This is a genomic window from Polaromonas sp. P4_F4, from assembly GCF_056401355.1.
Map to the genome: position 1 here is coordinate 28,910 of NZ_JBFUJO010000001.1, position 18,343 is coordinate 47,252.

19 protein-coding genes are annotated in these 18,343 nt (G+C 62.1%); 5 read left to right on the plus strand and 14 right to left on the minus strand.

Features of this window, described 5'->3' with window-relative positions; genetic code table 11:
* Nucleotides 1-9: 9 nt before the first annotated feature.
* From AC1DUR_RS00140 to AC1DUR_RS00150, 3 genes are all read right to left on the minus strand, one after another.
* Nucleotides 10-1,494, minus strand: a complete 1,485-nt coding sequence (locus tag AC1DUR_RS00140; protein WP_477716770.1) for a Y-family DNA polymerase — start codon at nt 1,492-1,494, stop codon at nt 10-12.
* Nucleotides 1,454-2,275, minus strand: a complete 822-nt coding sequence (gene imuA / locus AC1DUR_RS00145) for a translesion DNA synthesis-associated protein ImuA (RefSeq protein ID WP_477716771.1) — start codon at nt 2,273-2,275, stop codon at nt 1,454-1,456. Before imuA ends, AC1DUR_RS00140 begins: the two co-directional genes overlap by 41 nt.
* Nucleotides 2,276-2,506: 231 nt before the next feature.
* Nucleotides 2,507-3,013, minus strand: a complete 507-nt coding sequence (locus AC1DUR_RS00150) for a disulfide bond formation protein B (protein WP_477716772.1) — start codon at nt 3,011-3,013, stop codon at nt 2,507-2,509.
* A gap of 295 nt (nt 3,014-3,308) precedes the next feature.
* Between AC1DUR_RS00150 and AC1DUR_RS00155 the strand changes: the two genes are divergently transcribed.
* The 3 genes from AC1DUR_RS00155 (at nt 3,309) to AC1DUR_RS00165 (ending at nt 5,267) form a co-directional block, all read left to right on the plus strand.
* Complete coding sequence (locus tag AC1DUR_RS00155; RefSeq protein ID WP_477716773.1) at nt 3,309-3,815, plus strand: nuclear transport factor 2 family protein; 507 nt, start codon at nt 3,309-3,311, stop codon at nt 3,813-3,815.
* Between the two features lie 193 nt (nt 3,816-4,008).
* On the plus strand, nt 4,009-4,587 hold the full coding sequence (locus tag AC1DUR_RS00160) for a GNAT family N-acetyltransferase (RefSeq protein WP_477716774.1): 579 nt from the start codon (nt 4,009-4,011) through the stop codon (nt 4,585-4,587).
* Nucleotides 4,588-4,754: 167 nt separating this feature from the next.
* Nucleotides 4,755-5,267 carry a carboxymuconolactone decarboxylase family protein gene (locus tag AC1DUR_RS00165; protein WP_477716775.1) on the plus strand — a complete coding sequence of 171 codons (513 nt, stop codon included), beginning with the start codon at nt 4,755-4,757 and terminating at the stop codon, nt 5,265-5,267.
* 59 nt (nt 5,268-5,326) lie between these two features.
* Here the strand turns inward: AC1DUR_RS00165 and AC1DUR_RS00170 are convergent, their stop codons facing one another.
* The 7 genes from AC1DUR_RS00170 to AC1DUR_RS00200 all read right to left on the minus strand — a co-directional run bounded on the left by AC1DUR_RS00170 (nt 5,327) and on the right by AC1DUR_RS00200 (nt 12,010).
* Complete coding sequence (locus tag AC1DUR_RS00170) at nt 5,327-6,415, minus strand: sulfate/molybdate ABC transporter ATP-binding protein (protein WP_477716776.1); 1,089 nt, start codon at nt 6,413-6,415, stop codon at nt 5,327-5,329.
* 82 nt (nt 6,416-6,497) lie between these two features.
* Entirely contained in the window at nt 6,498-7,523 is a 1,026-nt protein-coding gene (gene cysW / locus AC1DUR_RS00175) for a sulfate ABC transporter permease subunit CysW (RefSeq protein WP_477716777.1), read from the minus strand.
* Nucleotides 7,520-8,413, minus strand: coding sequence for a sulfate ABC transporter permease subunit CysT (gene cysT / locus AC1DUR_RS00180; RefSeq protein WP_477716778.1), 894 nt, complete (start codon nt 8,411-8,413; stop codon nt 7,520-7,522). The genes cysW and cysT overlap by 4 nt, the downstream gene beginning before the upstream one ends.
* A gap of 9 nt (nt 8,414-8,422) precedes the next feature.
* Nucleotides 8,423-9,415: a sulfate ABC transporter substrate-binding protein gene (locus tag AC1DUR_RS00185; protein WP_477716779.1), complete on the minus strand. Its 993-nt coding sequence runs from the start codon at nt 9,413-9,415 to the stop codon at nt 8,423-8,425.
* Nucleotides 9,412-10,032: an RBBP9/YdeN family alpha/beta hydrolase gene (locus tag AC1DUR_RS00190; RefSeq protein ID WP_477721070.1), complete on the minus strand. Its 621-nt coding sequence runs from the start codon at nt 10,030-10,032 to the stop codon at nt 9,412-9,414. The genes AC1DUR_RS00185 and AC1DUR_RS00190 overlap by 4 nt, the downstream gene beginning before the upstream one ends.
* Nucleotides 10,033-10,202: 170 nt before the next feature.
* Nucleotides 10,203-10,853: a peroxiredoxin gene (locus AC1DUR_RS00195; RefSeq protein WP_477716781.1), complete on the minus strand. Its 651-nt coding sequence runs from the start codon at nt 10,851-10,853 to the stop codon at nt 10,203-10,205.
* 251 nt (nt 10,854-11,104) lie between these two features.
* Nucleotides 11,105-12,010, minus strand: a complete 906-nt coding sequence (locus AC1DUR_RS00200; protein WP_477716782.1) for a LysR family transcriptional regulator — start codon at nt 12,008-12,010, stop codon at nt 11,105-11,107.
* Between the two features lie 185 nt (nt 12,011-12,195).
* Here AC1DUR_RS00200 and AC1DUR_RS00205 point away from each other — a divergent pair, with 185 nt between their 5' ends.
* A complete protein-coding gene (locus AC1DUR_RS00205; protein WP_477716783.1) occupies nt 12,196-12,846 on the plus strand; it encodes an FMN-dependent NADH-azoreductase in 651 nt (216 codons plus the stop codon).
* Between the two features lie 93 nt (nt 12,847-12,939).
* Here the strand turns inward: AC1DUR_RS00205 and AC1DUR_RS00210 are convergent, their stop codons facing one another.
* Complete coding sequence (locus AC1DUR_RS00210; RefSeq protein ID WP_477716784.1) at nt 12,940-13,491, minus strand: NADPH-dependent FMN reductase; 552 nt, start codon at nt 13,489-13,491, stop codon at nt 12,940-12,942.
* A gap of 254 nt (nt 13,492-13,745) precedes the next feature.
* On the opposite strand from AC1DUR_RS00210, the gene AC1DUR_RS00215 reads away from it, so the two are divergent.
* Nucleotides 13,746-15,275, plus strand: a complete 1,530-nt coding sequence (locus AC1DUR_RS00215) for a DHA2 family efflux MFS transporter permease subunit (protein WP_477716785.1) — start codon at nt 13,746-13,748, stop codon at nt 15,273-15,275.
* A gap of 177 nt (nt 15,276-15,452) precedes the next feature.
* Here the strand turns inward: AC1DUR_RS00215 and AC1DUR_RS00220 are convergent, their stop codons facing one another.
* The 3 genes from AC1DUR_RS00220 to AC1DUR_RS00230 form a co-directional block, all read right to left on the minus strand.
* Complete coding sequence (locus AC1DUR_RS00220; RefSeq protein ID WP_477716786.1) at nt 15,453-16,250, minus strand: MetQ/NlpA family ABC transporter substrate-binding protein; 798 nt, start codon at nt 16,248-16,250, stop codon at nt 15,453-15,455.
* 311 nt (nt 16,251-16,561) lie between these two features.
* On the minus strand, nt 16,562-17,227 hold the full coding sequence (locus AC1DUR_RS00225; RefSeq protein WP_477716787.1) for a methionine ABC transporter permease: 666 nt from the start codon (nt 17,225-17,227) through the stop codon (nt 16,562-16,564).
* A complete protein-coding gene (locus AC1DUR_RS00230) occupies nt 17,217-18,296 on the minus strand; it encodes a methionine ABC transporter ATP-binding protein (protein WP_477716788.1) in 1,080 nt (359 codons plus the stop codon). The genes AC1DUR_RS00225 and AC1DUR_RS00230 overlap by 11 nt, the downstream gene beginning before the upstream one ends.
* Nucleotides 18,297-18,343: the final 47 nt, after the last annotated feature.

Consider the following 18,343-nt stretch of genomic DNA (forward strand, 5'->3'; position numbering starts at 1 on the left):
GCGTTCCTCTCAGGCAAAAAAACCGTGCAGGTACCAGGCGCGCTGTCGCGCGGCCTCGGGTGTGGCGCCCAGCCTCTCGCTGTAAATCCAGAGCAGGCCACCCTGCTGGCTGCGGTAAATGAAGTAGTCGCGAAGCGCCCACGGCTTTTCACTGAGGCCGGCGCCGCGGGCGGCGTCGCTGTCGGCCAACAGCCATTCGGCGGCCTCCAGCCGCTGCGGCCCCGTCAGGCGATGCAGCTTGCCCTGATAGACCGGGCTGTTGCCAACGGTGGCCAGTTTGAGCGGCTCGGGCAGCAACCAGGTCGGATACAAAGCTTCGGTCTTGATCTCCGGACCAGGGGTTTTTGAAGCATCTCTTGAACGTTTCAACCCTCCAGCCCGGACAGGATTTTTATGCGCAGCGATCGATTGAATCACCCCCCTGGCATGAACCCAGCGTTGCATCAGCTCCGGCCGATGGTCCGCGCAAGGCTGCCAGGCCTGCACCTGCGCATCGCCCAGGCGGGCGCTCAGCCGCTCGACCAGTTCCACCACGCTGTCACCCTGTTCGCGCGCCTCCATTAGCAGGCTGCCGGTGGCGGCGACCGAGTCGGCCAGCAACTCGGTGGCCAGTGACTGCAAGGTCAGGCTGTGCACCGGCGCCGGCAGCTTTTGCTGGGCCAGGTGCTCCGCCACCAGCCGCGCCACATGGCGAAGGTCTTGCGCGGGCTGGGCCGTGCGGATCTCCAGTTCGCCGGTCGGCGCCACGTCGCGGCGCTTGTCCAGGTGCCAGATGATTTTCAGGGCGCACAGCCCGCTCTGGCGCCCGAGCAGCCAGGCGTGCAGGTGAACCAGCAGCCGCTCCACACCCGCCATCAAAGCGGGGGCGTGAGTGACCAGTGCGTTGAGTTCCAGCTTTTCCTCAAAGTGCTCGGGCAGCACCTGCCACTCGTAGTTGTCGGGCGTGCTGCCGCGGGCGCGGTCCAGCGCCTCCAGCAACTCCGCGCCAAAGCGCCGGGCCACGCCGTCACGCGGCAGGCGCAGCAGGTCGTCCCAGTTGCGGCAGCCAATGCGCTCCAGCACGCCCAGATGCGGGCGGGCAGCCGTCAGGGTGTGCATGGGCAGGTCGGCCACGCGCTTTTTCACGGTATCAGTCTGAGTCTGGCCGTCTTGCAGCCGCAAACGGCCAAGCGCTATCAAGGACGTCGCGCCTTGCGCCCGTTTTACCTGGGCCTGCAACCCGTTTTCTTCAAAAAAAGCAGCCAAACGCTGCTCCAGCAGCTGCATCAGCCGCGCCAAGCCGCCAAAGAGGCGCAGGCTGCCCGTCACGTCCATCAGCACGGCCTCGTCCACCAGCGCCACACGCGGCGTAAAGCCCAGCGCCATGCTGGCCACCGCCCGTTGCACGGCAGCGGCGTCCAGTACCAACCGCTGCGCCGCAGCGGCGTCCAGCACCGGGGTGGCTGGGCCCGGCTCAATGGTGGTCGAGATGTGCAATGCGATCCAGCAGCGCATGGATGGGGCCCTGAGGTGAAGTGACAAGAGGCGACACCAGCGAAGGCAGCAGCATGAGCGCCGGAACGCCGGCTTCTTCCCGCTGGCGCCGCGCTCTTTCGCGGCTGGCGGCCAGCAGCGCCGCCAGCCGGGCCGGCCGGGTATCGAGCAGCACCGGCGCGGCCAACGGCGGGCCGCGGCGTTTGAGCACGCTGACCAGCAACTGGCCCGCCTCGTTCACCGCGCCTTCAACCAACAACCGCAGCGGCGCGGGCGACGACTCATGCTGCGCCCGCAGCGGCCTGAAAACAAACAGCAGCTTGTTGTGCGCATGGGCTGCAATCTGCAGGCGGCGCACATGCGCGCTGCGCGCATCGGGCAGCCAGGCCAGCACGCTGTGCACGTCGGCGCACTGCAAGGCTTCGCGTGTGGCCCACAGCAGCGACGGCGCGTCACCGGGCTTGCCGTGAATGCTGAGCAGGCGCTGCATATTCAATTGGCGCGCGCCCAGCGCCGGGCCAAAGGGCAGCCAGGGCGCGCCCGCCAGCACCGTCAACAAATCAGGCGCCGCCGCCTGCATGCAAGCCAAAGCCGGCGCGACCAAACCCCATTCGTGTTGCCCAGCCTGCGGCTGCAGCACCTCCACCAGCGCACCCTGCGGCCAGCCGCCGCCGGGCAACACATGGTTGAGCGCCGCATAGCCCGTGTCCACGGTCTGCAGGCTCGCGCTGCCCAGCTCGCCCGCGCGCCACACGTGGGCGAGGTCCGGCTCGGCGCGGGCCACAGGAATCGGTGAAAGCATGGGGTGGGCTCAATCAGGGGTGAAAATTCAATCAAATACTGTATTTATGTACAGTATATTGCCTGACTCATGCCCTGTGCAATTACCCCTTCGCCCGGCTCGGGCGTGTAACGCCCTGCCCGTTTAACAGACTGATCCCATTAACGAAAAACATGAAAACGAAAAGGGCCGGGGTAGTCGACCCGGCGCCCAAGGAGAAAGAGAAAGCGGGAAAGCGAAAAAGCGCCGCCCTCAGCGCTGGCGAGCCAGGCGGGTGATCAGGACCAGTCCCACCAAGGCAATCGCCACAAAGCACAGAAACGACCAGTTGGCAATCGACAGGCCCAGAAAGGTCCAGTCAATTTTGGTGCAGTCGCCACTGCCCTTGAAGATCATCGGAATCGCGCGCTTGAGCGGAAAGGTTTCGATCATTCCGTAAAAGTCACGGCCGCAGGAGGCAATCTCAGGCGGGTACCACTGCAGAAAACTCTGGCGGGCCGCCACAAAGGCGCCAAAGCCGGACAGCAGCACCAGCAAGCCCGAGCCCGTGATCAGCAGCCCCCTGCTTTTGGCTACCGCGGTGATACCTGCAACCACAGCCACCAGCACCAGCGCGTAGCGCTGCACGATGCACATGGGGCAAGGCTCCAGGCCAACGACATGCTGCAAGTACAAGCCAAAAGCCAGCAGGGCCACACAGGCCACGGACACCAGGGCCAGCACACGGCGTGGCATGGCGTCGAAATACGTCAAAAACATCGGGAACCCTCTTTTTGGATTGATTGTGAATTGTCCGATGGTTCGTGGGTTTGGGAGAGGATAAGTTCCCGGGCGAGGTGGCGTGCAACTTGTTCAGCCAAGGAAATCATGAAAAAATTCGGGACCACTTGGCCAGATTCATCGACCTCCCCACCTATACGGATCAACGAGCTCACCCAATAGCAGCAAACGACTTTCCTGAATTCTGCGCGACATGTTCTCCCGCCATGCGCCAGTTTTTCCGCAGTCTTGCGGGACAAATCAACGTCAGAGGACGTAACTCGGAGGTCACATCATGAACAAACGTCACCTGCTTCTTCTTGGCGTCTCTGTCTTGGCGCTTACCTTGCCGATCGCGGTGCATCCACAGCCTGGGCCCGCCACCGAGGAGCAGAAACTGCGCGAGGTATTGCGTAACTATGAACGAGCCTGGAATCTCCATGATGCCAATGCGTGGTCGTCATTCCTGACTGACGATATTTGGTTCACGCAGGCGAGGGACAGCTACGGCCGTCAAAAAGGTCGAGACAACGCAGTGGATTTGTTCAAGTCCAATTTTCTGGATTCAGAACTGGCCCAACAGGTTGTTCGGATACGGATGATGCCGGATGGTACGGCCACTGTCGCCATGAGTGAGGTGCTCTCGTACCTGCCCAAGACCGATGGCAAATACAAGACCGTATTTGAGAGTGACCCGGTAATCAGCCGATGGAGAAAGGAAGGGGGCACGTGGAAGATGTTTTTCTTCACATCACACAAAGGTTGGGCCCTCGACCAGTTGAAAAAGGACGGAGTTGAGTAGTCGGCAGCTTGCCAAGTCTGGTTTGGGGGGTTGGCAAAACCAATATACCGTCACATTTCATGCAGACCAGTGGACCAAGCTCATGACAGCAAACCATTTTTTCGAATTTTGCGCGCAATGCTATTCCGCAACGCCCTATGTTATTTCGCAGTTTTGCGGGATGTCTCAAAGTTAGGCGCCTCAGGAGACACCCATGAAACTCACAGTCGCGCCTCTCACACCCGAGCGCTGGCCTGACCTTGAAGCAATATTTGGTGCCAAAGGCTGTTCAATCGCTCGCGGTTGCTGGTGCATGGCTTACCGCCTCAGCGGGGCACGCGAACCGCCGCCTTCGGGAGTGACTCATGCACAAGCGAATCGTGCTGCGCTGAAAGCACTTGTCGATGCCGGCCATCCGCCAGGCCTCATCGGCTATCGAGGCAAGGTTCCAGTCGGCTGGGTGTCCATAGGCCCACGCGAGGAGTTTGCCAGGCTCAAGCGCTCGTCCGTGATGAAGCCTGTTGACGAACAACCCGTGTGGTCCATCGTCTGCTTTGTTGTACCCGCCGAGCACCGCGGCCAGGGCGTTGCGCAGGCGCTTCTCAAGGGAGCTGTTGCCTACGCCAAGGAGAACGGCGCCTCGCTGGTCGAGGCCTATCCTGTGGACAAACCTGCTCGTTCCAACGACGACTTTATGTGGTTTGGGGCAAAGTCCATGTACGACAAGGCCGGTTTCCAGGAAGTCGCGCGTCGCAAGCCACAGCGGCCCGTCGTCAGGCTCAGCACCGTCTGACTCACCGATGTCGAAGGCGTCTACCCCTTCTACTGGGACTTCCCCTCAACGGCCTGAATTCCCTGCCCACCATCAAGCAAGGTCATAACATGCTTATCTCTCCGCCCCCCGAATCCGAAGCGACTTCTCGCGTCTACCAGTCGAGCCTTGACAGTCAGGGATTCGTGATGAACCTGACAAGAGGCTGGGCATGGAGGCCGGATGTCTTTGACGCATTCGCAGCACTACGCTCCCAACTTACCGACAACTCGTCCCTTGGCAAGCGGGAACTGGCGGTGCTCGTATGCGCTACCGCCGCTGCGCTTGGTGACTCGTACTGCGCGCTTGCGTGGGGCAAGAAGCTTGCCGAGGCCTCGGACCCAGTGTCCGCAGCAGCCGTTCTGCAAGGCAGGGCCACAACCGAATTGACTTTGCGAGACCAGGCGCTGTCGGTATGGGCGCGAAAGGTCGTGACCCAGCCGAATGGAACGACCACTGAGGATGTAGCCAGACTTCGTGCTGCCGGTTTCACGGACCGGGAGATCGCCGAGGCCACCTTTTTCATAGCGTTCAGGCTTGCCTTTTCCGTCGTCAACGATGCGCTCGGAGCAGAACCGGATTGGCAGCTGGCGGCCGCAGCACCAACCGAGGTAACCGCCGCGGTCACATTCGGGCGCCCAACCGCTCCAAAAGGTACATGACCAACCAGGGCAGAAAACGTCTGACGGCGACCAGCCATCGGTGCCGCTTTACAGCCGCATTAACCTTCTACAAACACCCTCGCCTTGCGCGGCGTCACGACCAGCATGTCGCCTTCCCGCAAGCCCATGTCCTTGAACTGCTGCGACGGCATCTGGGCCTCAATGAGGGAGTCGCCTGACGCGTTCCCCTTCTGCTCGTAGCCTTCGACCGGCATCAGCTCCAGCCGCGCAATCGGGCCGATCACGATGGCGCGCTCCAGATGCGCGACGATGCCTTCGGCGCCGGGTGAATAACGCTGCACTTCCAGGTCGTGCGGGCGCACATAGGCAAAGGCTTTGGCGTCCTGTGCGTCGGCATGCTCGGGGGAATCGATGCGCAGGCCTTCGAGATGCACTTCGCCTTCATGGGCGCGGCCGTGGAAAAGATTCACGTCACCCAGAAAGCCGTAGACGAACGGGCTGGCCGGGTGGTCCCAGACCTCTTGCGGGGACCCAATCTGCTCGACCTTGCCGGCATTCATCAGCACCACGCGGTCGGCCACTTCCAGGGCTTCTTCCTGGTCGTGCGTCACAAAGATGCTGGTCACATGCAGGTCGTCATGCAGGCGGCGCAACCAGCGGCGCAATTCCTTGCGCACCTTGGCATCAAGGGCGCCAAAGGGCTCGTCGAGCAGCAGCACCTTGGGCTCCACGGCCAGGGCGCGGGCCAGCGCAATACGCTGGCGCTGCCCGCCCGAAAGCTGCGACGGAAAGCGGTCGGCCAGCCAGTCGAGCTGCACCAGGTTGAGCAGCGAATGCACTTTCTCCTTGATCTGCGCTTCGCTGGGCCGCTGGCCGCGCGGCTTGACGCGCAGGCCGAAAGCGACGTTTTCAAACACCGTCATGTGACGGAACAGCGCGTAGTGCTGGAAGACGAAGCCCACCTGCCGTTCGCGCACATGCACGTCGGTGGTGTCTTCGCCGCTGAACAGAATGCTGCCGCGGTCGGCCGTTTCCAGACCGGCAATGATGCGCAGCAGCGTGGTCTTGCCACAGCCCGAGGGGCCGAGCAAGGCGACGAGTTCGCCCGACTCAATGTCCAGGCTCACGTCGCCCAGCGCCTGGAAGTCGCCAAAGTGTTTGCTGACGTTGCGGATTTCGATGCTCATAATTTTCTCTTTCTCTTGCTCCCTCTCCCACTGGGAGAGGGTTGGGGTGAGGGCCGGCGTTGGCTACGGGGTGGGGCCACCCTCACCCTAGGCCCTCTCCCAGGGGGAGAGGGGATAACACGGGACGTTCAGGCGGCAAATCAGCCGCGGCCTTCATGTCTGCTTCGTGGCGCCATTCCGCCACCGACTTGATGGCCAGCGTGACCAGCGCCAGAATGGCCAGCAGCGAAGCCACGGCAAAGGCGGCCACCGACTGGTATTCGTTGTACAAAATTTCCACATGCAGCGGCAAGGTGTTGGTCTGCCCGCGGATGTGGCCCGACACCACGGAGACCGCGCCAAACTCGCCCATGGCCCGCGCATTGCACAGGATCACGCCATAGATCAAACCCCACTTGATGTTGGGCAGCGTGACATGCCAGAAGGTTTGCCAGCCGGTGGCGCCCAGCACAATGGCGGCCTGCTCTTCGTCATTGCCCTGCGCCTGCATGAGCGGAATCAGCTCGCGCGCGATGAAGGGAAAGGTCACAAACACGGTCGCCAGCACAATACCGGGCACGGCAAAAATGATCTTGATGTCATGCGCCTGCAGCCAGGGGCCAAACCAGCCCTGGGCGCCAAACAGCAGCACATAGATCAGGCCGGCCACCACGGGCGAGACGGAAAATGGCAGGTCCACCAGCGTCGTCAAAAACGACTTGCCGCGAAATTCGTACTTGGCAATGGCCCAGGCTGCGGCCACGCCAAACACCAGATTCAGCGGTACTGCAACGGCGGCGGCAATCAAGGTGAGCTTGATCGCCGACCAGGCGTCAGGCTCCTGCAGCGCGGCAATGTAGGCACCCAAGCCCTTGCGCAAGGCTTCGGTGAACACGGCGGCCAGCGGCAGCACGAGAAACAGGAACACGAATAAAAGAGCACCCATGATCAGCGTGTAGCGCACCCAAGGCGACTCAGTCGTTCCGGCCGTGACACGGCGAACCGGTTGTGAAGGAGTGCGCCGCGAAGGACCGCCCCGAGCAAGCACAGCCCCTTTTCCGTCGGCGAGGGGCAGCGCAACGCCGGAGGCACGCGAAGCGACAAGTGTGGGGGCCTGTTTATCGCTCATGCCGGCGCTCCTGCGTTGCGGCGCTGCCAGGCCTGTAATGCGTTGATGACCAGCAGCAGGATGAATGACAGCACCAGCATCACCACGGCCACCGCGGTAGCACCGGCATAGTCGTACTGCTCGAGCTTGCCGATGATGATGAGCGGCGTGATCTCCGAAATCATGGGCATGTTGCCGGCAATAAAGATAACCGATCCGTACTCGCCAATCGCCCGCGCAAAGGCCATGGCAAAGCCCGTCAGCAGCGCCGGCATGATGTGCGGCAGGATGACCCTGGTGAAAATCTGCAGGCGTGTGGCACCCAATGACGTTGCGGCTTCTTCGAGTTCTTTCTCCGCATCTTCCAGCACCGGCTGCACGGTGCGCACCACAAACGGAAGACCCACAAAAATCAGCGCAATCACCACGCCGGCCGGCGTAAAGGCCAGCTTGATGCCCATGGGCTCCAGGTACTGGCCGAGCCAGCCGTTGCCAGCCAGCAGCGCCGTGAGCGAAATGCCGGCCACTGCCGTGGGCAGCGCAAAGGGCAAATCCACCAGCGCATCAACCAGCTTTTTACCGGGAAACGTGTAGCGCACCAGCACCCAGGCCACCAGCAGGCCGAACACCAGGTTGACGAGCGCCGCGATCAACGACGCGCCAAACGTGAGGCGGTAGGAGGCCAGCACGCGCGGCGAGGTCACGGCCACCCAGAACTGATCCAGGGTGAGCGTGAACGTTTTGAAGAACAGCGCCGAGATCGGGATCAGCACGATCAGGCTGAGGTACAGCACGGTGTAGCCCAGCGTGAGGTGAAAGCCGGGCAATACCCGCCGGGTGGCCCGTTTGCCGCCCGCAGGCGAGCCCGGCAGCACCGCGGCGGGCGGTGCAACAGAAGACAGGGAAGTCATGGTTTGGGATTACTTGACGGTGTAGAGCTTGTCGAACTGTCCGCCATCATTGAAGTGGACTTTTTGCGCTTCGCTCAGGGAGCCAAACAACTCCTGTACGGTGAACAGCTGCACGGGCTTGAAGGTGTTGGCGTACTTTTTGAGCACGGCCTGCGAGCGTGGGCGCAGCGCGTGGCGGGCGGCAATTTCCTGGCCTTCGTCCGAGTAGAGGTAGTTGAGATACGCCTTGGCAAGGTCCGCCGTGCCCTTCTTGGCCACAGTGCGTTCGACCACCGCCACCGGGTTTTCAGCCAGGATGCTGATAGACGGGTAAATCGCGTCCACCTTGCCTTCGCCAAACTCCTTGTTCACTGACAGCACTTCCGATTCGAAGGTGATCAGCACGTCGCCGATATTGCGCTGCAGGAACACCGTGGTGGCATCGCGACCGCCCTTGCCCAGCACGGGTACGTTTTTGTAGAGCTTGCCGACAAACTCGGCGGCCTGCGCATCGCTGGCGCCCTTCTTCTTCGCATAGCCCCAGGCCGCCAGGTAGGCGTAGCGGCCATTGCCGCCGGTTTTGGGGTTGACCACGATCACCTGGATGCCGGGCTTGACAAGGTCATCCCAGTCCTTGATGCCCTTGGGGTTGCCGTTGCGCACCAGGAACAGCATGGTGGAGGTGGTGGGCGAGGCATTGTCCGGAAAGCGCTTGGCCCAGTCTTTGGCCACGACACCGGCATTGGCCAGAAACTCCACGTCGGTGCTGGTGTTCATGGTCACCACGTCAGCATCCAGGCCATCGGCCACGGAGCGCGCAATGGCGCTGGAGCCGCCGTGCGACTGGTCGACCTTCACATCCTTGCCGGTGGTTTTCTTGTAGTGGGCGATGAAGGCTGCGTTGTAGTCCTTGTAAAACTCGCGCGCCACGTCGTACGAACCGTTGAGCAAGGTTTGCGCCGAGGAGATACCGCTCGTGACCAGCGCCAGGATTGCAAGAGCGATTTTGAATTTTGAAGTCATGYCGTTTCCAGGGATCCAAGAGAAGAGGAAGAAGGTGAAGAAGGTGAAGGAGGTGTTGAAGATGGGGATGAAAAACCAGGGTGGGCCGCCGTCGGGGGCGCATCGCCTGCCAGCGACTGCAGCAGGGCCATGCCCAGCGGCCATTCGCCATGGCCCGACTCGATGTTGATGTGGCCCGCATCCTGCATCCGCACCAGCTCGCTGCCCCAGGCGCGGGCATAGGCCCCGGCCAGGCGCACCGGGCAGTACGGATCATTGCTGCTGGCCACCAGCACATTGCGGTAAGGCAGCTTTTGGTAAGGCACCGGAGCGAAGTCGCTGAACACGGCACGCCGCTCGGGGTCGGCCGGCGCCACCAGCAAGGCCCCCTTGATGCGCTCTACCGCCTCAGGCGGCAAATGCGCGGTGGCAATGCAGCCCAGGCTGTGCGCCACGATCACCACCGGTTCGCCCAACTGCACGATGGTGCGTGCAAGCGTGGCCACCCAGGCCTTGCGGGACGGCGTGATCCAGTCGTCCTGCTGCACACGCACCGCGCCATGCAGGCGCTCGGCCCACAGGCTTTGCCAGTGACCAGGGCCGGAGTCGCGCCAGCCGGGAACAATGATGAAGCGCAAAATGGTGATCCTCAGCGGGTTTCAAGCAAGTGAGCCACGCCAGGCGCCACTGCGGGCAACGGCACTGCCGTTTGCAAGCCGGGGCCGCGGAACCGGCTTTGCCGGGCCGCAGGCGCAGCGGCCCCCTCGGGGGGCAACGCATTACGCGAAGCGAAAAGCGTGGGGGCCATTTACTTGTTGGGCTGCGGTGTGATGCGCAGGTAAGGCTTGACGGCCTTGAATCCCTTGGGAAAACGCTGGGCCAGCTCGGCCGGGTCCTGCAGGCTGGGCACGATGATCACATCGTCGCCGTCTTTCCAGTTCACTGGCGTGGCCACCTTATAGCCGTCCGTGAGCTGCAGTGAGTCAATGACGCGCAGGATCTCGTCGAAATTGCGGCCGGTGCTGGCGGGGTACGTGAAGGTGGTTCGAATCACCTTTTTCGGGTCGATGATGAACACGCTGCGCACCGTGGCCGTGGGGCCGGTGCTCAAGGCGTTCGGGTGAATCATGTCGTACAGGTTGGCCACCTTGCGGTCTGCATCGGCCAGGATGGGGAAGTTCACCGTGGTGCTTTGCGTCTCGTTGATGTCATTCACCCACTTGCCATGCGACTCCAGCGGATCCACGCTGATCGCGATGGGTTTGACGTTGCGTTTGGAAAATTCGCTGCCCAGGGCTGCGGTTTTGCCCAGTTCTGTGGTGCATACCGGCGTGAAGTCAGCGGGGTGGGAAAACAGCACAACCCAGGAATCGCCTGCCCACTCGTGAAAGGAAATCTTCCCTTCTGTGGAGTCTTGTGTGAAGTCAGGGGCGATGTCACCGAGTCTGAGAGTTGCCATGGTTTGTTCCTTGTGATTGCTGAACTAAAAAAGGCATTGTGGGGAGCAAGCGTTAAAACTCAAAAGAATATATAGCTCTTAATTTATCTCTACTTTTGCATAACGATGTTTTGGGTTGATGGTTTTAAGTTTGGCCATCAGGCTTGGTTTTTGTGCTTTCGGGTGGGGGAGGTCTCCTCTGAGGGGTGTTGGCCGGGACTCGCCCCGCCGGGGCGAGTCCCGGCCAGCCAGCCTCATAAGAGCCCTGGACCTTAAACCAGACTATCACCCCTCATACGCTCCCCCAGGTAATCCAGAAAACTTCTCACCGCAGGCACCTGACCGCGCCGCGACGGAAACACGGCATGGGCCACGCCGGGCTTGGGCGCCCAGCCGGGCAGCACGGGCACCAGCAACTGGGCCTGCTGCTCTGCGGCGCTAAGCGAATTGGGTAAAAAGCTTATGCCCGTACCCGCCAGCACGGCCAGCTTGAGCGTCTGTAAATCGTCAGCCACATAGCGCGGCTGGTGCTGCAACACGAACTCTTGCCCCTCGGGCCCCAGCAGGGTCCAGGACGAACGGCCATCCACCCATGACATGGCCACGGTGTCCAGCTTCATCAGGTCTTCGGGCTTTTCGGGTCTTCCCTGGCGGGCCAACAGCGTTGGGCTGGCCAACAATTCGCCGCCGCTCGACCCCAGGTTTTTAACCACCAGGCTGCCGCTGTCTTCCAGCGTGGGCCTTATCCGCAGCGCAATGTCTATGCCCTCCTCCACGAGATCCACCACCCGGTTGGTCACGCGCATGTCGATCTTGACCTGGGGATGCAGCGCCATGAAGCGCGGCACCAGGTAGCCCAGCGTGCTTTGCGCCAGCGTGACCGGGCAGGTAATGCGCACGGTGCCACGGGGCTCTACCTGGATCTGGGCCACCGCTTCGGCGGCCGCCAGGGCTTCATCGCGCATGGCACTGCAGTGGCGCAGGTAGGTCTCGCCTATTTCTGTCAGCGAGAGCTTGCGGGTGGTGCGCTGCAACAGTCGCACGCCGAGTCGCTGCTCCAGCTCGGCCACCCGGCGCGACAGGCGCGATTTGGGCAAGCCCAGCGAGCGCCCGGCGGCGGCAAAACCGCCCCGCTCCGCCACCTCGGCAAAGTACAGCATGTCATTCAGGTCCTGCATGAAATTCCTCCGTTCTGATCTTGTAGCGGCATTCAAGGCGCAGATTCACTACACAAGCAGGACAATCTATCGCAATTTTGCCTACTTATCAAACAATCGACCCACCAGCACAATCTATCCATGGCTGCGATTCATGGTGAATACGGCCAACAACCTGATTCAACTTCAACCCAAGGAAATTCATCATGAGCAAACTGCTTCACATCGACTCCAGCATTCTTGGCGGCAACTCGGTTTCCCGCCAACTCACGGCGCAAATCGTCGCCTCGTGGCGCGCCAGCAACCCCGGCACCGAAGTCAGCTACCTGGACCTGGCGGTTGAAACCCCCAGCCACCTGTCGGCCGAATCCCTCGGCTTTCGGGCCCCTGCCGGTGCTGAGCTGAACGACGTGCAAAAGCGTGAAAACGCCATCTCCGAAGCACTGGTGTCGCAATTCCTGGCCGCCGATGTGATCGTGGTCGGTGCTCCGCTGTACAACTTCGCGATTCCGACCCAGCTCAAGGCCTGGATTGACCGCGTGGCACAAGTCGGCCGGACCTTCAAATACACCGAAAAAGGCCCTGTTGGCCTGGCCGGCGGCAAAACCGTGATCGTCGCCTCTACCCGTGGCGGCGTGTATTCCACCAGCGACGCTGCCATCGCCATGGAACACCAGGAAAGCTACCTGAAGGTGGTGTTTGGTTTCTTCGGCATCACCGACGTACGCTTTGTGCGTGCCGAAGGTCTGGCCATGGGTGAAGGGGCCAAGGCCGCAGCGCTGGCAGCGGCTGAAGTTGAAATCAAGGCACAAACCACGGTGGCTGCCAACCAGCCCCTGGCCGCATTGGCCGCCTGACGTCTTCAGGCACCCACAAAAAAGCCCGCGGTTGCGGGCTTTTTTTTGCATGTCCGAGCGAGCCTGCCACCGGGATCAAATTAACCCATGCGCTTAACCCACGTGCGTTTTCACCCAGGCTACATACTGATCCACCCAGCCCTGCAAAAACTTCTTGATGCCATCCCCAACGCTGCCGTCCGCATTGAAAACCCCCTCTTTGGCCTGAACGAACGCCTCGGGCTGGCCCAGTACCGGCACATCGAGGTAAGCCAGGATGTTGCGCAAGTGCTGCTGGGCCAGCGCCGTGCCAAGGGCGCCGACGGAGATTCCGATCACACCCGCGGGCTTGCGCGCCCATGCGTTCTGGCCGTAAGGGCGCGAAGCGTGGTCAATGGCATTTTTCAGCACACCGGGCAGTGAGCGGTTGTACTCGGGCGTGACAAACAACAAACCCTGCGCCGCAGCGATCTCGCCCTTGATGCGCTTGACCTGCTCGGACGGGTTGCCGTCGTCGTCCTGGTTGTACAGCGGCAAATCGTCAATGCGCAGATGGGTAAAGCTGAACTCGGCCGGAAACAGCTTTTCCAGTGCCTTGGCGAGCTTCTTGTTGAAGGAATCCTTGCGAAGACTGCCGACGACGACGGCAATGGTGTATTGGGCCATGAGATTCTCCAGGAAATCGATCAGACGTTGATTGAAGGGAAATGGCAGCCCCATATGTAAAGCACTTTGAGCAAGTGCTTTGTAGGACTGAAGCTAACAATACGCCTCATCACGCTGATTAGACAGCGCCGCCATGACACCGACATAATCCCAAAAAAACCTGCCGACAGCGCTCGGGCGTTCTGCGCATTCAGAGCCTCCCGCCTGCTGTCGGTTCGATGCCCGACTTAACTCCCCAACCAACGGAAAAGTCCATGCTGGGTAACGCGCAATCTCCTTGTGACAAAGGAGTCATTCAGGCACAACGCTGCTTGCCCAGCACTTCCTCGGCCTCTTCCCGACTGACTTCGCAGCCCTCTTCTGCCGGTGCAGACGCCGCCGCCCGAAAAGGCTATGCCCTGGCCGCCACCGTCCTCGGTTCGTCCATGGCCTTCATCGACGGCTCGGTCGTCAACATTGCCCTGCCCGCCATCCAGCGCGACTTTGCCAGTAGCGCCGGCGCCAGCCTGGCGGCCATGCAGTGGGTCATCAACGCCTATCTGCTGGCGCTGGGTTCGCTAGTGCTGGTGGGCGGTTCGCTGGGGGACAGGTTCGGGCGGCGCAGCATTTTCATCACCGGCATTGCGCTTTTTACCGCCGCGTCGGCGGCCTGCGGACTGGCCTCCGGCACGCTGGCCCTGATTGCCGCGCGGGCGCTGCAGGGCGTGGGCGCGGCGCTGCTGGTGCCAGCCAGCCTGGCCATTATTGGCAACGTGTTTGAAGGCGACGCACGCGGCAAGGCGATTGGCACTTGGGCGGCGTGGGCGTCCATCACGGGTGCGGCGGGTCCGGTGCTGGGCGGCTGGCTGGTCGATGCGGTGTCGTGGCGCGCCATCTTTTTCCTGAACGTACCGCTGGCCGTGGCCACCATCTGGCTGGCCGTCTATGCCGTGCCCGACAGCCGCGACCCCGATGCGCCGCGGCATTTCGACTGGCTCGGTGTGTTGCTGGTGGCCAGCGGGCTGGGTGCCCTCACCTACGGGCTGACGCTGGCGCCCGAGCGCGGATGGGGCCACGCGAGCGTGCTGTGGCCCCTGGTGTTTGGCGTAGTCGGGCTGGCTGCTTTTGCCGTGGCGCAGGCGCGGGTGCGTGCGCCCATGATGCCGCCGGCACTTTTCAGGTCGCGCGACTTTGTCGGTGCCAATCTGTTGACACTGCTGCTGTACTTTGCGCTGGTCGGCGTGCTGTTTTTTCTGCCCTTTGTACTGATTGGCGCCTTCCACTATTCGGCCACCGCAGCGGGTGCCACGCTGCTGCCCTTCTCCATCATTTTGGGCTTGCTGTCCTCTGCGGCCGGCAAGGCCATGGATCGTTTTGGCGCCAGGCTCATGCTTATCTGCGGTCCGGTGATCGCCGCTGCCGGTCTGGCGTTGATGGCGCTGCCGGGTGTGGGCTGGCCTTACTGGGCGGGCTTTTTTCCGGCCATGGTGGTGCTGGGCCTGGGCATGACGATTGCCATTGCACCGCTCACCACCACCGTGATGAACGCGGTGTCGTCGGCCCACGCCGGGGTGGCCTCGGGCGTGAACAACGCGGTGGCGCGGGTGGCGGGCTTGCTCGCGGTGGCCGTGCTGGGCGTGGTGTTTGCCGCTGCCTTGGGTGGGCCCCTGGATGGCGCACCCGCGACTACGCTGATCCACGCGTTTCGCTGGGTGGTGCTGGCAGCCGTGCTGTGCGCGCTGGCCTCGGCAGCCTGTGCGGCCATGTTTTTAACGCCTGCACCCGCGCCAGTTACAAAACGCTAGTACTGCAACCCGGAAGTAGCGAAACATCATGAAAGCGATGGATTCGTGCCCAGGGCAAGGCGCAAGCTGCAGCGAAAGCTTTACGCCTTCGCAAAGATTGCAACGCCGCCATGGGTGCGAAGACGCGCTTTCATGTTTCGATATTTTCGGGTTGTAGTACTAGGGCCTGTCAGAACTTCAGAACCCGGCCAGCACCGACCCCTTGAATTCGGTCTGGATGAACTTGCGGATTTCTTCAGAGTGGTAGGCCTTGACCAGCTTGGCCACCCAAGGCTTGTCCTTGTCTTGTTCGCGCACAGCCAGCAGGTTGACGTAAGGCGATTTGGCCGCTTCCTGCGCAATCGCGTCCTTGGCGGGGTTCAACCCCGCTGACAGCGCGTAGTTGGTGTTGACGGCCGAGGCGTCCAGGTCGTCCAGTGAGCGCGGTAGTTGTGCCGCGTCCAGTTCCACAAACCTGAGTTTTTTCGGGTTGTCGATCACGTCCAGCGGCGTGGCCTTGAGGCCGGCTTCAGGCCTGAGCTTGATCAGGCCCTTGTCCTGCAGCACCAGCAGCACGCGGCCGCCGTTGGTCGGGTCGTTCGGGATGCCGAAGCGCGCACCTTCCTTCAACTCAGCCAGGCTCTTGACCTTTTTGGAATACAGGCCAATCGGGAAGTTGACGGTGTAGCCGACGTTGACGATCTTGTAACCGCGGTCCTTGACTTGCTGGTCGAGGAAAGGCTTGTGCTGGTAGCTGTTGCCGTCCAGGTCGCCGGCGGCCAGCGCGGCGTTGGGCTGGATGTAGTCGCTGAACTCGACGATCTGGATTTTCAGGCCATCTTTTTCAGCGATCTTTTTGACCTGCTCAAAAATCTGCGCGTGCGGACCGGCGGTGACGCCGATTTTGAGCGGCTTGTCCTGCGCGAGCACGGCGCCGGTGAAGGAGCTTGCAAGTGCCAGCGCGATGGCTGACTGGATGAGGGTGCGTTTTTTCATGGTGTTTCCTTTGGTTGGCATAAAAAATCTGTCTGTTCCCTCTCCCTTTGGGAGAGGGTTAGGGTGAGGGCCAGCGGCCTTCGCAAGCCAAGCAGCCGTTCGACTGCCGCCGGCCCCCACCCCTGCCCTCCCCCAGCGGGGGGAGGGAGAAATCAGGGAATCAGGCGCTCAACATCGCTGTTGTCTTGCTCCCTCTCCCGCTGGGAGAGGGTTGGGGTGAGGGCCAGCGGCCTTGGCATCCGTAGCGGCGCATCGACCGCCGCCAGCCCTCTCCCAAGGGGAGGGGGAGAGGGAGAGGAGCGGGATCGCCCTCATTTGTGGCTCAACCTGCGCACGGCCCAGTCACCCAGGCTTTGCACCGCCTGCACAAACAGGATCAGCACCAGCACCACCGCCAGCATCACTTCCGGCAAGAAGCGCTGGTAGCCATAGCGAATACCCAGGTCGCCCAGCCCGCCGCCGCCAATGGCGCCGGCCATGGCCGAGTAGCCGGTCAGGCTCACAAAAGTGATCGTCAGGCCCGCCACAATGCCGGGCAGCGCTTCGGGCAGCAGTACCTTGAGCACGATCTGCCGCGTGGTCGCGCCCATGGCCAGCGCCGCTTCAATCAGGCCGTGATCGACCTCGCGCAAAGAGGTTTCCACCAGCCGTGCAATAAACGGCGCCGCCGCAATCGTGAGCGGCACCACGGCTGCCGCCGTACCGATGGACGAACCCGTGAGAAAGCGCGTCAGCGGAATGATGGCCACCAGCAAGATGATGAAAGGCGTGGAGCGCACAGCGTTCACGATGCCGCCGACCACGCGGTTCACGCCCGCGTTCTGCAGCACACCGCCCTCGTCCGTCAGCCGCAGGAACACGCCCAGCGGAACGCCGATCAACGCACCCACCAGGCCTGAAATGCCGACCATGACGATGGTTTCCCAGAGCGAGCTGACAAACAGCTCGAGCAGGGCTTGCGAAAAATTACTGAACATGGCTGAAACCTCCCGCCAACTCGCCTGGCAACGCTCCATTGACCTGATCCACATGCACGCCGGCGCCGCGCAAATGCGCCACAGCCGCATTGAGCTGCTCGCGCGCACCGCGCGCAAACACCGCCAGCGTGCCAAACGGCTTGCCCTGAATCTCATCGATCTGGCCATGCACGATAGACAGGTCAATGCCAAAGCGGCGAATCACGTCCGACAGCAAGGGCCTGTCAGACTCGTCGCCGGCAAACGCCAGGCGCAACAGCTGCCCTTCTTCGGGGTGCTCGGCACTCATCAGCGTGCGTATGCGCGCCAGCACGCTCTCGGGCAAGTCCTGCGGCACGATCTCGGCAATCAGGCTGCGCGTGGTCTCGTGCTGAGGGCGGGTGAAAACGTCAATCACCGGGCCACTTTCGACAATGCGCCCGGCATCAATCACCGCCACCCGGTCGGCCACCTGCTTGATCACCTGCATCTGGTGCGTGATCAGCACAATCGTCAACCCGAATTCCTTGTTGATCTGCTGGAGCAGGCCCAGGATGGAGCGTGTGGTTTCAGGGTCCAGGGCAGACGTTGCCTCGTCGGACAGCAGCACCTTGGGCCGGTTGGCCAACGCACGCGCAATGCCCACCCGCTGCTTTTGCCCGCCGCTGATCTGCGCCGGGTAACGGTCTGCCAGCGCCGACAGACCCACCAGGTCGAGCAGCGGTTCGACGCGGGCCTTGATGTCCGCAGCGGACAGGCCCGCAATTTCCAGTGGCAAGGCCACGTTGCCATACACCGTGCGCGACGAGAGCAGGTTGAAGTGCTGAAAGATGATGCCGATGTCGCGCCGCGCCACACGCAATGCATCGCCGTTCAGCGAGGTCAGTTCCCGGCCATCCACCAGCACCTGGCCGGCGGTGGGCCGGTTCAGCAGGTTGATCACCCGCACCAGCGAACTTTTGCCCGCACCGCTGCGGCCAATGATGCCGTATACCTCGCCGGGATTGATGTGAAGGTCGACGCCCCTCAACGCCTCGACCGGGCCCGTGGACCCCTTGTACGTTTGAAAAATACCCTTGAGCTCGATCATGAAAACCCGTTATGCCCCTCACCTTTTACGCAAGCGTGGTGGGCTCT

Coding starts and splice junctions, on each gene's coding strand:
- AC1DUR_RS00140 (WP_477716770.1), bottom strand. CDS start 1,494: ATGCGCTGCTGGATCGCATTGCACATCTCGACCACCATTGAGCCGGGC.
- imuA (WP_477716771.1), bottom strand. CDS start 2,275: ATGCTTTCACCGATTCCTGTGGCCCGCGCCGAGCCGGACCTCGCCCAC.
- AC1DUR_RS00150 (WP_477716772.1), bottom strand. CDS start 3,013: ATGTTTTTGACGTATTTCGACGCCATGCCACGCCGTGTGCTGGCCCTG.
- AC1DUR_RS00155 (WP_477716773.1), top strand. CDS start 3,309: ATGAACAAACGTCACCTGCTTCTTCTTGGCGTCTCTGTCTTGGCGCTT.
- AC1DUR_RS00160 (WP_477716774.1), top strand. CDS start 4,009: ATGAAACTCACAGTCGCGCCTCTCACACCCGAGCGCTGGCCTGACCTT.
- AC1DUR_RS00165 (WP_477716775.1), top strand. CDS start 4,755: ATGAACCTGACAAGAGGCTGGGCATGGAGGCCGGATGTCTTTGACGCA.
- AC1DUR_RS00170 (WP_477716776.1), bottom strand. CDS start 6,415: ATGAGCATCGAAATCCGCAACGTCAGCAAACACTTTGGCGACTTCCAG.
- cysW (WP_477716777.1), bottom strand. CDS start 7,523: ATGAGCGATAAACAGGCCCCCACACTTGTCGCTTCGCGTGCCTCCGGC.
- cysT (WP_477716778.1), bottom strand. CDS start 8,413: ATGACTTCCCTGTCTTCTGTTGCACCGCCCGCCGCGGTGCTGCCGGGC.
- AC1DUR_RS00185 (WP_477716779.1), bottom strand. CDS start 9,415: ATGACTTCAAAATTCAAAATCGCTCTTGCAATCCTGGCGCTGGTCACG.
- AC1DUR_RS00195 (WP_477716781.1), bottom strand. CDS start 10,853: ATGGCAACTCTCAGACTCGGTGACATCGCCCCTGACTTCACACAAGAC.
- AC1DUR_RS00200 (WP_477716782.1), bottom strand. CDS start 12,010: ATGCAGGACCTGAATGACATGCTGTACTTTGCCGAGGTGGCGGAGCGG.
- AC1DUR_RS00205 (WP_477716783.1), top strand. CDS start 12,196: ATGAGCAAACTGCTTCACATCGACTCCAGCATTCTTGGCGGCAACTCG.
- AC1DUR_RS00210 (WP_477716784.1), bottom strand. CDS start 13,491: ATGGCCCAATACACCATTGCCGTCGTCGTCGGCAGTCTTCGCAAGGAT.
- AC1DUR_RS00215 (WP_477716785.1), top strand. CDS start 13,746: ATGCTGGGTAACGCGCAATCTCCTTGTGACAAAGGAGTCATTCAGGCA.
- AC1DUR_RS00220 (WP_477716786.1), bottom strand. CDS start 16,250: ATGAAAAAACGCACCCTCATCCAGTCAGCCATCGCGCTGGCACTTGCA.
- AC1DUR_RS00225 (WP_477716787.1), bottom strand. CDS start 17,227: ATGTTCAGTAATTTTTCGCAAGCCCTGCTCGAGCTGTTTGTCAGCTCG.
- AC1DUR_RS00230 (WP_477716788.1), bottom strand. CDS start 18,296: ATGATCGAGCTCAAGGGTATTTTTCAAACGTACAAGGGGTCCACGGGC.